This is a genomic window from Rhodococcus sp. O3, from assembly GCF_048897285.1.
Classification (GTDB): domain Bacteria; phylum Actinomycetota; class Actinomycetes; order Mycobacteriales; family Mycobacteriaceae; genus Rhodococcus.
Map to the genome: position 1 here is coordinate 1 of NZ_JBMBTE010000127.1, position 13,841 is coordinate 13,841.

Below are 13,841 nucleotides of genomic sequence, written 5' to 3' on the forward strand. Positions count from 1 at the left end.
CGATCTCGGGGTCGCGTGCCCGCAGCGCGCGCGAGAGCCGCGTGAGCCGGGTGCCGACGGAGAACACCTCGGTGCCGGACGGGTTCGCCCGGGTGACGACGTGCGCGAATCGCAGCAACGCATCGGCGTACGGGCTCATCGATCCGGACACGTCGACGAGCAGGACGACGCGACGCGGTCGGGCGGCCTTGCGGTGGTGGCTCGGCCGCACCGGTTCCCCGCCGGCGGAAAGCATCGCCCGGAGGGTGCGGCGCGGATCGACGGGTCCGCGCCGCGACGGACGCACGCGCAGTGCCGCGCGCATCGGTGGCCGCGGACGCAACGTGGCGATGAGCTCGTCGAGGTGAGCCCGTTCGGCGGGGGTGAGCTCCGCGATGTCACGGTGCCGCAGCACCTCGGTCTCGTCGGCGGCGACCTGCAGTTCGGGTGCGGCCTCGTCCGAGTCGGAGGTCGCCGCCTCGGCGAGGGCGGCGATGTGCGACAGCTTCGGTTGCGGTTCCGCCGTCACCCCGGGGTGGGTGGGAACCGTTCCACCGAACCAGCTTTCGAAGGCCAGGTCGTAGCGGGCGAGGTCGTCGGGGTTGCGGCACAGGGTCGCGCGGCCCGCCCAGTACAGGTGGCCGGGGTCGGCGAGATCGAGTTCGGTCACGGCCGTGACGAACGCGGCGGTGGCGTCCGGTGCGACGGGCAGGCCCGCTGCGGCGAGCGCGCGGGTGAATCCGGTGAGCCCGACGAGGACTCCGCCGGAGGGTGAGGCGGTGTGCACGGCCCGGTCACCCGGCCACGAGCCGGTCCAGACCGGCGCGCGCGACCCGTGCGAGGTCCTCCCGGTACTTGAGCACCGCGCCGAGCGTCGCCGAGGCGGTCGCCGCGTCCAGCACGGTGCGGTCGAGTTCGAGCAGGGCCCGCGCCCAGTCGAGGGTTTCGGCGACGCCCGGCGGTTTGAGCAGTTCCATCTCGCGCAGGACGTGCACGGCGCGGGTGACCTGCCGCGCGAGCGTCTCGTCGATGCCCGGGATGCGCCGGCGCAGGATCGCGACCTCGCGTTCCAGGTCCGGGTGGTCGACCCACAGGTACAGGCAGCGCCGTTTCAGGGCGTCGTGGACTTCGCGGGTCCGGTTGGACGTGAGCACCACGAGAGGGGGCACGGCCGCGCGGATCTCGCCGAGTTCGGGGATCGTGACGGCGTTCTCGTCGAGCAGCTGCAGCAGGAACGCCTCGAACTCGTCGTCGGCGCGGTCGATCTCGTCGACGAGCAGCACGCAGGGGGAGTCGGTCAAGGCCCGCAGCAGCGGTCGGGTGAGCAGGAACCGTTCGGTGTAGAGCGAGCGTTCCGCAGCGTCCGGGTCGAGGGTGCCGGCCGACGCCGCCTCGAGGGTGCGCAGGTGCAGGAGCTGGCGCGGGAAGTCCCAGTCGTAGAGGGCCTGCGCGGCGTCGATGCCTTCGTGGCACTGCAGCCGGACCAGGGGCAGGTCGAGCGCTTCGGCGAGAGCGACGGCGAGGGACGTCTTGCCGGTGCCGGGTTCGCCCTCGCAGAACAGCGGTCGCCCCATCCGCAGCGCGAGGTACGCCGAGACGGCGAGCCCCTCGTCGGCGAGATAGCCGGTGCTGTCCAGCTGCCGTGCGAGGTCCTCGGGGGAGGCGACTTTCTCTGCCGGTGCGCGCATGTCGCGAGCCTAGGTGCGGCTCCGCCGCCGATGTGCCTTTCTGGCGTCCCCAGCGCCACAAAGGCACACGGGCAGCGGAGCTGCCCTTGTGTTGTCTGTCACATCGGATAAATCGGGCAATGCTCCTACCTGCGGCGATGCCTTGTTGATAGCCTTCCTTTATCGAACTTCTAAGAACAATCGATTGGCACAATCAATAGGTGGACGTTAACGTCGATAACTGTCAACCCCATCGAGACCGAGTGAGGCTCTACATGTCGCTGATCAACAAGCAGATCAAGCCGTTCAAGGCGGAGGCCTTCAAGGACGGTGCCTTCGTGACCGTGTCCGACGAGGACATCAAGGGCAAGTGGGCGATCTTCTTCTTCTACCCCGCCGACTTCACGTTCGTCTGCCCGACCGAGCTCGGTGACCTGGCGGATCACTACGAGGAGCTGCACGGTCTCGGCGTCGAGGTCTTCTCCGTTTCCACCGACACGCACTTCACCCACAAGGCGTGGCACAGCTCGTCCGAGACCATCGGCAAGATCAAGTACGCGATGATCGGCGACCCGACGCTGCAGATCAGCTCCGACTTCGAGGTCCTCCGCGAGAACCAGGGCCTGGCCGACCGCGGCACCTTCCTGGTCGACCCGGACGGCGTCGTCCAGTTCACCGAGGTCACCGCCGAGGGCATCGGCCGCAACGCCGCCGAGCTCGTCCGCAAGGTCAAGGCTGCGCAGTACGTCCGCAACCACCCGGGCGAGGTCTGCCCGGCCAAGTGGGAAGAGGGCGACGCCACCCTCGCTCCGTCGCTGGAGCTCGTCGGCAAGATCTGATTCCCCGACGGAATCCGTTCCGGTGGCGCGGGCTCGCCCCGCGCCACCGGACGCGCCGTCCCGGATCTCCTCGGCTCGAGCTGAGAAGTTCGCCGACTCCCACTCCCTACCGGCCACAGTTCTTCCACACCTGGAGTTGATCCTCATGCTCGATGCCTCCCTCGCCGCCCAGCTCAAGGCCCTCCTCGAAAAGGTCACCCAGCCGATCGAGCTCGTGTCGTCGCTCGACGACCGGCCGAAGTCGAAGGAACTCGCCGACCTCCTCGACCAGATCGCCGGCATGTCCGACCTGGTCACCCACGTGCGCGACGGTGAAGCCACCCGTCGCCCCTCCTTCCTCATCCGCCGGGTCGGCACCGACATCGAGGTCGAGTTCGCCGGTATCCCGCTCGGCCACGAGTTCACCTCCCTCGTGCTCGCCCTCCTGCAGGTCGGCGGCCACCCCTCGAAGGAAGCCGCGGAACTGCTCGAGCAGGTCCGCGACCTCGACGGCGACTACCACTTCGAGACCTACTTCTCGCTGTCGTGCCAGAACTGCCCCGACGTGGTGCAGGCACTCAACACCATGTGCGTGATCAACCCGCGCATCACGCACACCGCGATCGAAGGCTCCCTCTTCCAGGACGAGGTCGACGCCCGTCAGGTCATGGCCGTGCCCACCGTCTTCCTCAACGGTGAACTCTTCGGCTCCGGACGCATGAACCTCGAGCAGATCGTCGGCAAGCTCGACAGCGGATCCGCCGAGCGCACCGCCGCCGCGATCTCCGAGAAGGACCCCTTCGACGTCCTCGTCGTCGGTGGTGGCCCGGCCGGCGCGACCGCCGCGATCTACGCCTCCCGCAAGGGAATCCGCACCGGCGTTCTTGCCGAGCGGTTCGGCGGCCAGGTGCTCGACACCATGGCCATCGAGAACTTCTCCTCGGTCCCCTACACCGAGGGCCCGAAGTTCGCCGCCGAACTCGAGAACCACGTGCGCCAGTACGACGTCGACATCATGAACGTGCAGAAGGCCGCGAAGCTCACGCCCGCCGCCACCGAGGGCGGTCTGGTCGAGGTCGAACTCGAGAACGGCGCGCGCCTGCTCTCGCGCAGCGTCGTTCTCGCGACCGGCGCCCGCTGGCGGGCGATGAACGTGCCCGGCGAGCAGGAGTACCGCAACAAGGGGGTCACCTACTGCCCGCACTGCGACGGCCCGCTGTTCAAGGGCAAGCGCGTCGCGGTGATCGGCGGCGGCAACTCCGGTGTCGAAGCGGCCATCGACCTCGCCGGCGTCGTCGCCCACGTGACGCTGATCGAGTTCGACTCGGTGCTGCGCGCCGACGAGGTGCTGCAGCGCAAGCTCCGCAGCCTGCCCAACGTCGACATCGTCACCAGCGCGCTGACCACCGAGGTCCTCGGCGACGGTTCCAAGGTCACCGGCCTGGTCTACACCGACCGCACCACCGACGAGTCGAAGACCGTCGACCTGGACGGCGTGTTCGTGCAGATCGGCCTGCTGCCCAACACCGACTGGCTCTCCGGCACCGTCGATCTCAGCCCGCGCGGCGAGATCGTCGTCGACGCCCACGGCCGCACCTCGGTACCCGGCGTGTTCGCCGCCGGTGACTGCACGACCGTCCCGTTCAAGCAGATCGTCGTCGCCGCCGGCGCGGGTGCGACCGCCGCGCTCAGCGCGTTCGACCACCTGATCCGGACGAGCTCCCCGGCCGAGACCGAGGAGACCGTCGCGGCGACCGTCTGACGACAACCAGCACACAGCACAGTGGCCGCTGCCCTCACGGGTGGCGGCCACTGTGCTGTCCGGCAAGTGATTTCGTTACAGAGCCGCCGCAGCCTCAGCGGCAACCCGGGTGGCGAACTCGGCGAGCGTCGACGCGAGCTCGTCGCGTGCCGACAGCTGCGGTGCGTGATCGCTGTCCAGCGTGACGACCCGTGCGCCCGGCACCAGCCGCTGCATCTCGCGTTGCGCGACGAGCGGAACCGAACGGTCCAGTGTCGCTTCGATATACAGGCGCGGAACGGTCCCGAGCCGCTCGGGTGTCCACATCGGGGCCATGAGCCGGGCCGTCTCGAGTTGCGGCACGAGACGGCGCGCGGCTCCGATCGCATCGGCGACCGCTGCCTCGTGGAAGAACACCGCCGCGCCCGCTTCCGGCGGCACCGCCGTGCCGCGACCGTCCGCGGTCGGCTGCAACCACGCCGAGATTCCCACGGGAGCTTCCAATCCGAGGCTGTCGCACAGCATTCCGAAGTCCACCCCTGAGGGCAGCATCATGCCCGCGACGTAGGCGATCCCCGCGACCCTGTCGGGCAGCATCTCGGCGACCTGGGTGACGACGATGCCGCCACCGGAATGCCCGACGAGCACGACCGGCTCGTCGAATTCCCGCACGTGGTCGGCGACGTGGGCCGCGACGTCGTCGAGGGTGACGTCGTCGTCGCCCCAGACACCGACGCCGGGCAGCGACAGCGCGTGCGGAACGTGCCCGGCGGCGCGCAGCGGCCCGAGCACCGTGTCCCACACCCAGGGTCCGGCCCAGGCGCCGTGCACCAGGACGACACGACTCACGGCACCACCGTGTTTCCCGCGGCGGCCAGCACGCGCGCGGCCTCGCGCACCGCGCCGGTGTTCGGCTTGCCGTGCCGGGAGCCGGCCAGCTTCGCCTTGATGTGGTCGCGGACGACGATCGGCTCGTAGGGCTCCTCGCCGTCGTCCACGAAGCCGGGGAGGGTCGCGATCACCGCGTCGACGTTGCCGTCGTGGAAGAACGCGGCCGAGCGGCGGCGCGCGATCGTGCCGTCGACGATCGGCGGCTTGACGCGGTGCAGGGTCGAGCGCCAGCGGTCGTTGGTGAGACGGCCGGTGAGGTCGCCGAGGTTGACCAGGAGAGCGCCGTCGAGCGGTGCGACGTCGTGCCACACCCCGTCGTTGCCGAGTACCTGCAGCCCGGCGACGTTGTCGGCCCACAGCACCGTGACGATGCCGAAGTCGGTGTGCTCGCCCATCCCGGTGAGGTCGCCGTCGAGGGTGCCGGTACCTTCCGGCAGCGCGTAGTTGTTCATGCGCAGCACGTCGATGGAGTGGTCGGTGAGGGCGTCGAAGAAGTCCGGGGCCTGGCCGAGGGCGTCGGCGAAGATGCGGGTGAGCGTGCGCGCGACGCGGGACGCCTCCCCGAAGTACCGTTGCACGCGGGCTTCGAAACCGTCGACGTCGGGCCAGAGATTGATGCCGTAGTCGGATTCGGACAGCCCCAATCCGGAGAACGAACGAGCTTCGACACCGATGTTGTACGCCTCGAAGAAGTCGTTCATGCGGCCGGCGGATTCGACACCGAGGCTCAGGGACAGCGATTCGCTCTTCGGCGGGCTGTATCCGCGGTTCGCGCCCTCCACCCGGAAGGCCTTCTTGTCGTCGAGCGGAAGCCCGAAGAACTCGTCCATGGCTTCGGTGAGACCGGCGACGACGTCATCGGCAATCCCGTGTCCCACGATCTGGATGAAACCCACACTGCTGCAGGCTTCGTCGATCAGGCGGGCCACGCGGGCGCGTTCGCCGTCCGGGCCCGCGGTCACGTAGGGGGAGATGTCGATGGTCGGGACCTCGAACGGATCAGGCGGTTGCATGCACGGCTCCAGTGGGGGACGGGGTCCCGGCCGAGGTGACGGGGGCCGGCGTGCCGGACTCGGGCGCATCGGGACCTGCGACGGCCGCGCGGGCCATGCTCCCGAGCCGAGTGTGGTTGAACAGCAGGTTGAGTCCGAACGCGGTGAGGGCGGCGAGGGTGATGCCGCTACCGAGCAGGATCTGCGCGGAGGACGGGAACTTCTCGAACATCCCTTCGGCGAGTTCCGGTACGAGGCCGACCCCGACGGCGACCGCGGCGATCGTGGTGTTGATGCGATCGGACAGGTCCACCCGGCGCAGGGTGTTGATGCCGACGACCGCGACGGTGGCGAACAAGATCAGGCCGACACCGCCGACCACCGGTTTCGGCAGGCCCGCCACGACCGCCCCGACCTTGGGGAGGGCGCCGAGCAGCACGAGGATCACGCCGCTGGTCGCGGTGACGTAGCGGCTGTACACGCGGGTGGTGGCGACCGCGCCGACGTTCTGGGTGAAGACGGTGTCGACGAACGCGTTGAAGATGCCCCCGAGGACGGCGGACAGGCCGTCGCCGGCGAGGCCACGTGCGATGTCGCCCTTGCCGACCGGCTTGCCGGTGATCTCGCTGACCGCCAGCATGCTCGCGGTGGATTCGGCGAACACGACCGCGATGACGATGCTCATGGCGACCACCGCGGTGATCGGGAACTCGGGGGCGCCGAAGTGGAAGGGCGTGGGGATACCCACCCAGGCGCTTCCGGCGACGCCGCCGAGATCGATCAGGCCCATGGGCAGCGCGATGATCGTCCCGACGACGAGCGCGATCAGCACACCGAGTTGCGACCAGATTCCGCGGCCGAGGCAGATGAAGCCGATCGCGACGGCCATGACGGCGACGGCGAGCGCGATGTGCGACGGTGAGGCGTGGGTGGGAGAGGTGGGGTCGCTGCCGATGATCAGGCCACCTGCGACGCCGATCAGCGAGATGCCGACGACGGTGAGGACCGCGCCGGTGACGAGCGGCGGGAAGAACCGGATGACCTTGGCGAACGGATAGGCCAGGGCCATGCCGACGATGCCGCCGACGAGCATCGAACCGTACACGGCCTGCAGCCCGTACTCCTCGGCGATGAGGATCATCGGCGTCAGGCCGGCAAAGGTCGCACCGCACACGATCGGAAGCCGCACACCGGCAAGTTTGCCGACACCGAGGCTCTGGATGATCGTGATCACGCCGGCGATCAGCAGGTCGGCGCTGATGAGCATGGCGATGGTGTCGCGATCGAGGCCGACCGCGGCGCCGAACACCAGGGGCACGGTGATGCACCCGGTGTACATGATCAGCACGTGCTGGATGCCGAACGCGAGTTGCCGGGCGAACGGTAACCGGGTGTCGACGGGATGTGCAGTGGCCATGCGCAACTCCAACCGTGCGGGAATCCGTGTCCCTGCAAGTTCTATCCCCGCCCGGTTACCGCCGCGCGACCGAATGTTTCATCCGGGTAATCGATGTCTCGACGGCGAGAAGATCAGACGAGCGTGCCGTGCACCCGCAGCCGCGCGATGCCGCCGTCCGGGTACACGTCCAGCCGTACGTACCGCAACGGACGGTCCGCGTCGACCCGGAACCGGTGCCGGCAGTCCGGCAGCAACTCGACGCGCGGTACCAGCGTCACCCACGTGGCCTCGTCGGAAAGCGTTTCCTCGTCGGATATTCCGCTCAATCGTGCCCAGCCGGGTGCGTTGCCGACGAAGTACGACGTGTCGATCTCGACGTGTTCGATCATCCCCTCGCCGGCCAACCGCACGACGACGTGGTCGTTCCCGTCGTCGCGGCGGCGGGCGTTCTCCCAGCCCTCACCCATGTGCCCGGCGCGGCCGAGACCGAGGATGTTGCGCGGCGACGAGTAGAAGCGGTTCGAGCAGTCCACGACATCCCCACCGTTCTCGAGCGCGGCGAGATCGATGGTGCCGGTCAGGAACGCCGGATCGGGCCGCGGTTCCCCGTGGATCCGCAGCCGGGCCACACCACCGTCGGGAAAGATGTTGAGCCGTACGTGGGTCCAGCGCTTCTCGCTCTCCACCGGGAAACTGTTCGCGGTGTCACCGAGCAGCGCGACCTTGTCGAGGATCGGCGCCCACTCGGCTTCCTGCAATTGCGCCGCGGTCGGATATCCCTCGACGCAGAGTCCGTCGATCGACGCGAACGGCGGATAGTTGCCGGTGAACCACGCGGTGTCGATCACGACGCCGCGCACAACCCCGGGCACCCCGAGTCGGACGATCGCGTAGTCGTGCCCGGGTTCGCGCCGGCGTCGCGTCTCCCACCCGTCGTACACCTTGCCCTTGTGCCCGAAGTCGCTCACGTCGTGAGCCGCGGGTTGCGGGCTGATGAGATTCTCCCGCTGCGCGAACAATTCGTCGTTCGCGTACATCACCGATCCGGCCAGCGCACGTGACGCGAGATCGGGAAGTTGCAGGAAATCAGGGGAGCTCATGGGGTTCCTTCCGAGGCTGGGACACGGGTGAGCAGGCGTCCACGCGGGGCGGGATCCCGATCCGGGTCGAGGGTGACGGTGAGCGGGACGCCGGACAGCCACGTCTGCCGGACCACCCCGGCCAGAGCGCGTTCCGCGTACGGCGTGACGGCATTGCGGTGGTGCAGACGCTCGGGGAACACCACGAACGCGTCGTCGGGGGCGAACACGCACAGGTCGGCGGAATTGCCGACGGCGATCTCGCCGCGGTCGTCCAGGCCCACGAGGTCCCGTGTGTTGCGGCCCATCCAGCGGGCCACGTCGACGAGGGTGTGCCCGCGGCGCCGCGCCTCCGACCACACGATCGGCAAGCCCAGTTGCAGCGACGAGATGCCGCCCCAGGCCTCCCCGAAATCACCGCTGGTGAACTTCTTCAGTTCCGGCGTGCACGGCGAATGGTCGGACACGACGCAGTCGATCGTGCCGTCCGCCAGCCCACGCCACAGTGCTTCCCGGTTCCCGGCCTCGCGGATCGGCGGGCAGCACTTGAAATGTGTTGACCCGTCGAGGATCTCCTCGCTGAACAGCGACAGGTAGTGGGGGCAGGTCTCGGCGGTGATGCGGACCCCGGCGGCTTTCGCCTCGGCCAGCAGCGGCAGGCTTCCGGCGTCGGACAGGTGCAGAATGTGCACCCGGCAACCGGTTTCGCGGGCGCCCTCGATGACCTGCGCGATCGCCCGGGACTCGGCGACGGGCGGTCGCGAATGCAGGAAGTCCGCGTACCGGCGGCCCGCGGCCGGGGGTTGCGCGTCGAGTGTCGGGCCGTCCTCGGCGTGGACGATGAGCAGCCCGTCGAACGAGGCGATCTCGCGCATCGCCGCGACCATCTGCTCGCGGTTCAGCGGCGGGTACTCGTCGAGACCCGAGTATGCGAGGAAGCACTTGAACCCGTGCACGCCCGCGTCCCACAGGGGCTTCAGCTCGGCGAGGTTGCCGGGGACCGCGCCGCCCCAGAATCCGACGTCCACGGTGGTCTGCCCGGTGGCGGTCGCACGCTTGACGTCCAGCGCAGCGACGTCGATCGTCGACGGAATCGAATTCAGCGGCATGTCGATCACGGTGGTGACCCCGCCGGCCGCCGCGGCGCGCGTGGCGCTGGCGAAACCTTCCCATTCGGTGCGGCCGGGATCGTTGATGTGCACGTGCGTGTCGACCAGGCCGGGCAGGAGCGCTTCGTCGTCGGCGAGGACGACCTCGTCGGCCCCGGCGGGGAGCGGGGCGTCGTAGTCGCCGACGGCGACGATGCGGCCGCCCTGCAGCGTCACTGCGCAGGGGCGTTCGCGGTCACCGACGACCGCGCGACGGGCCCGGATCACGGTGGTCATCGGGTGGTGTGTCCCTTCCCTGTCCGGAGGCCCGCCAGGCGTTGCAGGTCCTCCGGGCCGGCGCCGGTGTGTTCGCGCACCTCGGCGGCGGACAGAGCGCCGCAGCTCAGGCCGCGGTACACGAACGACGCCAGCGCTCGTGCGGTGGCGGGTTCGTCGAGGTAGCCGGATTCGGCACGCCCGAGGTACGCGGCGATGCGTGCCGCGGCGGTCGGGAACGAGCGGCGGTAGAACGCGAAGGTCGCGGCGTACCGGGTCGGCAGCTGCGCCGGGTGCAGGTCCCAGCCCTGGTAGTAGCCGCGGCGCAGCGAACGGTCGACGAGCCGGGCGTGCAGCGCCCAGGCACTGCGGATCTCGTCGGCGGTGCCGACCGGGATGCGGTTGGTGGAGCCGTCCGACAGGAACACCCCGGTGCCGGCGGCCGCGACCTGCATCGTGGCCTTGGCATGGTCGGCGACCGGATGGTCCATCGCCTGGTACTCGGCGGCGATCCCGCACGCCGCCGAGTAGTCGTAGGTGCCGTAGTGCAGACCCGAGCATCGGCCGGCGGCGGCGTGGATCATCGCCGCGACCTGTGCGCTGCCGTCGGGTCCGCAGATCGCCTGGGGCGTCTCGATCTGGATCTCGAAACGCAGTGGTTCCTTGAGCGAGTAGGCGGACTCCAGGTACTCGCACGCCCTCACCATCGCCGAAACCTGTTGGTGGGACGTCACCTTCGGCAAGGTGACGACGAATCCTTCCGGAAGTGCACCGTTCTCGGCGATCGCACCCACGAACGCGTCCAGCGTCCGTATCCCGCGGCGACGGGTCGGTGCCTCGAGGCACTTGAACCGGATACCGCTGAACGGTGTGGCCGCGGTGTTCGCTCGCAGTGCCGCTGCGGCTCGTGCGACGTGTGCGTCCTCGTCGGCGTCCCGGTCGGCGACGGGAACCCCGGCCTGGGGGAACCCGTCCTCGAAATCGATGCGCAGATCCTCGATCGGCTCCGCCGCGAGTTTGGCCTGCACGAGCGGCAGGACCTCGTCGGCGAGTCCCGGTTCCATCCCGGTGACCGCGGCGAGATCACCGGCGTCGGTGATGTTCTCGGACAGCACCTGCCGGGCCTGCCCGCCCCACGACCGCACGGTGTCCGCGTCGTACCGGTCGGCGGGCACGTAGACGGTGTGCACCGGCTGCCGGCCGGCGGACGGGCCCGGGTAGGCCGCGGCGTACGCGTCGTCGACGGGACGCAGCATCTCGTCGAGTGCTGTGTACAACCGTTCGAGCCCGTCCGCCATGCAGCCTCCAGTGCGATCCACCGTCGATGTAACCATTTCGACAGCAGACGGTAACGGCGACTTGTCAATCGACTGATTACCTAGCGTAACGGCCGTGTTACGTCGTCGGCGGTGGCTCAGCGGCGATGGCCGCGCAGCAACTGGGTGAGGCGGTGCGCCTCGCGGAGCAGCAGCTCCCCGAGTTCCGGGCGCCGGTCCTCCCGGAACCGGCTCTCCACACCGGTCACGCTCAGTGCCCATGCCGGTGAATTCCGGTGATCGAACACCGCCGCACCCATCCCCCAGCTTCCCTCGACGAGCAGGGCCGGATTGGTCGCGTATCCGGCCAGCCGGGTCTGCTCGATGCGTTCCTCGACGGCGGCGCGGCTGTGGGCCGGTCCCCACTCCGCGGTCAGGTCGGTCCGGGACAGGTATTCGTCGATGTCGTGGTCCGGCAGGTGCGAGAGGATCACCAGCCCCGCGGAGGCGACGCCCAGCGGCAGTCGCCTGCCCGCGTACAGCACGTGCGACCGCAGCGGGAAACTGCCCTCCTCGCTCGCCAGGCACACGGTGCCGTCGCCGCGGCGTGCCGACAGGTGCGCGGTTTCGCCGGTCTCCCGCGCCAGGCCGCGCAGGATCTCACCGGCGAGATCGGTGATGTCGTAACGCTCGGCCGCGAGCGAGCCCAGCAGATACAGTTCCGGCCCCAGCGACCACCGCCCGGACTTGGGGTCGCGGTCGACGAGGCCTTCCTCGGCCAGCGACGTCAACAGCCGATGCGCGGTGGGCCGGGCCAGCCCGGTCACCCGGGCCAGTTCGGTCGTCGAGGACCCGTGCGGCTCGAACCCGGCGACCGCCCGCAGCAGGGCGCTCACCCTGCCGATCACCTGCGGCCTCTGGTCGGTCTCCACTCGGACAGCATACGTTCATTGAGTGAACGCGGCCGCGAGACGCGTTCCGGGGAGCGAGCAATCTCTGTACAGTTGACGGACACCCCTTGAAATGCGGGTCTTTGCCCTCTGTAGTGGGTAACGACCGATGCGAGCTCGTCCACCCAGTGAACGCATCCGAAGGGCCGGCACCACGCGGCCGAGGTTTTCCGAGAGAGGTCATGCAATGGCAACGAAAGTGTTCGACACGGCCGCGGCGGCCGTCGCGGACGTAACCGACGGCGCGTCGCTCGCCGTCGGCGGATTCGGTCTGTGCGGCATCCCCGACGTCTTGATCCAGGCGCTCGTCGACTCCGGTGTCGGCGATCTCGAGGTGTTCTCCAACAACTGCGGCGTCGACGACCACGGCCTCGGTCTGCTGCTGAACGAACACCGCGTCCGCCGCGTCGTCGCCTCGTACGTGGGTGAGAACAAGGAGTTCGCACGGCAGTACCTCGCCGGTGAGCTCGAGGTCGAGCTGACCCCGCAGGGCACCCTCGCCGAGCGGCTGCGCGCCGGCGGTGCCGGCATCCCCGCCTTCTTCACCCCGGCCGGTGTCGGCACGCCCGTCTCGGACGGCGGCCTGCCCTGGCGCTACGCATCCGACGGCTCGGTCGCGGTCGCGTCTCCGCCCAAGGAGATCCGCGTCTTCGGCGGCAAGCGGTACGTGATGGAACTCGGGATCCACGCGGACTTCGCGCTCGTGCACGCCGTCAAGGGCGACACCGCGGGCAACCTGATCTTCGACAAGACCGCGATGAACTTCAATCCGCTGGCCGCGATGGCCGGGAAGATCACGATCGCCCAGGTCGAGGAACTCGTCGAGCCCGGCGAGATCGACCCCGCGCAGGTGCACCTGCCCGGCATCTTCGTCAAGCGGATCGTCCACACCGGCCCCCAGAAGAAGCGCATCGAGAAGCGCACCGTGACGGTATCGGAAGGAGCGGCACAGTGACCGCAGTCAACGCGACGACCGCAGACAAGGCCACCGAGAAGAAGGGCTGGACCCGCAACGAGATGGCGGCCCGCGCCGCCGCCGAGATGGTCGACGGCGAGTACGTCAACCTCGGCATCGGCCTGCCCACCCTCATCCCCGGCTTCCTGCCCTCCGATGTGCACGTCACGCTGCACTCCGAGAACGGCATCCTCGGCACCGGTCCGTACCCGACCGAGGACAAGATCGACCCCGATCTGATCAACGCGGGCAAGGAGACCGTCACCGTCAACCCGGGCGCCGCGTTCTTCGATTCGGCACTGTCGTTCGGGATGATCCGCGGCGGGCACATCGACACCGCGGTGCTCGGCGGCATGCAGGTTTCCCGCAACGGCGACCTCGCGAACTGGATGGTCCCCGGCAAGATGGTCAAGGGCATGGGCGGCGCCATGGACCTGGTGCACGGCGCGAGCCGGGTCATCGTGGTCATGGAGCACACCGATCGCGACGGCAATCCGAAGGTCGTCGAGACCTGCACCCTGCCACTCACCGGACAGGCTGTCGTCAACCGCATCATCACCGACCTGGCGGTCATCGACGTCGCCGACGGCGGCAAGCTGGTGCTGCGTGAACTCGCCCCCGGCGTCACCGTCGACGACGTGGTCGCCGCCACGGGCGCTCCGCTCGAGATCGCAGTTGGCGAAGCCGCCTGATCGGGTTTCGAAAGTTATTTCCCTACAACATAATCGGAGTCCAGCCATGTCCACCTCG

At 69.1% G+C, this 13,841-nt stretch carries 13 protein-coding genes; 4 read left to right on the forward strand and 9 right to left on the reverse strand.

The features are described 5' to 3' along the window. Window positions 1-766 (reverse strand): vWA domain-containing protein (locus tag ACN675_RS24005; RefSeq protein ID WP_420753217.1); only part of this gene is annotated, 766 nt, incomplete at its 3' end. A gap of 7 nt (window positions 767-773) precedes the next feature. Further along, the gene (locus ACN675_RS24010) at window positions 774-1,667 is read right to left on the reverse strand and encodes an AAA family ATPase (RefSeq protein ID WP_420753218.1); all 894 of its coding nucleotides are present in this window, start codon (window positions 1,665-1,667) and stop codon (window positions 774-776) included. A 254-nt stretch (window positions 1,668-1,921) separates the two neighbouring features. Between ACN675_RS24010 and ahpC the strand changes: the two genes are divergently transcribed. Both ahpC and ahpF read left to right on the forward strand, forming a co-directional pair. Next, complete coding sequence (gene ahpC, locus ACN675_RS24015; RefSeq protein ID WP_420753228.1) at window positions 1,922-2,485, forward strand: alkyl hydroperoxide reductase subunit C; 564 nt, start codon at window positions 1,922-1,924, stop codon at window positions 2,483-2,485. Between the two features lie 145 nt (window positions 2,486-2,630). Further along, entirely contained in the window at window positions 2,631-4,226 is a 1,596-nt protein-coding gene (ahpF, locus tag ACN675_RS24020) for an alkyl hydroperoxide reductase subunit F (RefSeq protein ID WP_420753219.1), read from the forward strand. Between the two features lie 75 nt (window positions 4,227-4,301). Here the strand turns inward: ahpF and ACN675_RS24025 are convergent, their stop codons facing one another. From ACN675_RS24025 to ACN675_RS24055, 7 genes are all read right to left on the reverse strand, one after another. After that, window positions 4,302-5,054 (reverse strand): alpha/beta fold hydrolase, encoded by a 753-nt coding sequence (locus ACN675_RS24025; protein ID WP_420753220.1) that lies wholly within the window; start codon window positions 5,052-5,054, stop codon window positions 4,302-4,304. After that, on the reverse strand, window positions 5,051-6,109 hold the full coding sequence (locus ACN675_RS24030; RefSeq protein WP_420753221.1) for an isopenicillin N synthase family dioxygenase: 1,059 nt from the start codon (window positions 6,107-6,109) through the stop codon (window positions 5,051-5,053). Before ACN675_RS24030 ends, ACN675_RS24025 begins: the two co-directional genes overlap by 4 nt. After that, window positions 6,096-7,505: a uracil-xanthine permease family protein gene (locus ACN675_RS24035; RefSeq protein WP_420753222.1), complete on the reverse strand. Its 1,410-nt coding sequence runs from the start codon at window positions 7,503-7,505 to the stop codon at window positions 6,096-6,098. The genes ACN675_RS24030 and ACN675_RS24035 overlap by 14 nt, the downstream gene beginning before the upstream one ends. Before the next feature lie 113 nt (window positions 7,506-7,618). Continuing rightward, complete coding sequence (gene alc, locus ACN675_RS24040) at window positions 7,619-8,587, reverse strand: allantoicase (protein WP_420753223.1); 969 nt, start codon at window positions 8,585-8,587, stop codon at window positions 7,619-7,621. Beyond that, window positions 8,584-9,951 (reverse strand): allantoinase AllB, encoded by a 1,368-nt coding sequence (allB, locus tag ACN675_RS24045; RefSeq protein ID WP_420753224.1) that lies wholly within the window; start codon window positions 9,949-9,951, stop codon window positions 8,584-8,586. The genes alc and allB overlap by 4 nt, the downstream gene beginning before the upstream one ends. Next, a complete protein-coding gene (locus ACN675_RS24050; RefSeq protein ID WP_420753225.1) occupies window positions 9,948-11,228 on the reverse strand; it encodes a DUF6986 family protein in 1,281 nt (426 codons plus the stop codon). Before ACN675_RS24050 ends, allB begins: the two co-directional genes overlap by 4 nt. 116 nt (window positions 11,229-11,344) lie before the next feature. Beyond that, window positions 11,345-12,118, reverse strand: a complete 774-nt coding sequence (locus tag ACN675_RS24055; RefSeq protein WP_420753226.1) for an IclR family transcriptional regulator — start codon at window positions 12,116-12,118, stop codon at window positions 11,345-11,347. A 205-nt stretch (window positions 12,119-12,323) separates the two neighbouring features. On the opposite strand from ACN675_RS24055, the gene ACN675_RS24060 reads away from it, so the two are divergent. Next, window positions 12,324-13,091: a CoA transferase subunit A gene (locus tag ACN675_RS24060; RefSeq protein WP_197252737.1), complete on the forward strand. Its 768-nt coding sequence runs from the start codon at window positions 12,324-12,326 to the stop codon at window positions 13,089-13,091. Continuing rightward, window positions 13,088-13,783, forward strand: a complete 696-nt coding sequence (locus tag ACN675_RS24065; protein WP_420753227.1) for a 3-oxoacid CoA-transferase subunit B — start codon at window positions 13,088-13,090, stop codon at window positions 13,781-13,783. The genes ACN675_RS24060 and ACN675_RS24065 overlap by 4 nt, the downstream gene beginning before the upstream one ends. Window positions 13,784-13,841: the final 58 nt, after the last annotated feature.

Excerpts from the sequence above, each read along its gene's own strand:
- ahpF (WP_420753219.1), top strand. The coding sequence starts at position 2,631 with ATGCTCGATGCCTCCCTCGCCGCCCAGCTCAAGGCCCTCCTCGAAAAG.
- ahpC (WP_420753228.1), top strand. The coding sequence starts at position 1,922 with ATGTCGCTGATCAACAAGCAGATCAAGCCGTTCAAGGCGGAGGCCTTC.
- ACN675_RS24010 (WP_420753218.1), bottom strand. The coding sequence starts at position 1,667 with ATGCGCGCACCGGCAGAGAAAGTCGCCTCCCCCGAGGACCTCGCACGG.
- ACN675_RS24050 (WP_420753225.1), bottom strand. The coding sequence starts at position 11,228 with ATGGCGGACGGGCTCGAACGGTTGTACACAGCACTCGACGAGATGCTG.
- ACN675_RS24060 (WP_197252737.1), top strand. The coding sequence starts at position 12,324 with ATGGCAACGAAAGTGTTCGACACGGCCGCGGCGGCCGTCGCGGACGTA.
- ACN675_RS24035 (WP_420753222.1), bottom strand. The coding sequence starts at position 7,505 with ATGGCCACTGCACATCCCGTCGACACCCGGTTACCGTTCGCCCGGCAA.
- alc (WP_420753223.1), bottom strand. The coding sequence starts at position 8,587 with ATGAGCTCCCCTGATTTCCTGCAACTTCCCGATCTCGCGTCACGTGCG.
- allB (WP_420753224.1), bottom strand. The coding sequence starts at position 9,951 with ATGACCACCGTGATCCGGGCCCGTCGCGCGGTCGTCGGTGACCGCGAA.
- ACN675_RS24030 (WP_420753221.1), bottom strand. The coding sequence starts at position 6,109 with ATGCAACCGCCTGATCCGTTCGAGGTCCCGACCATCGACATCTCCCCC.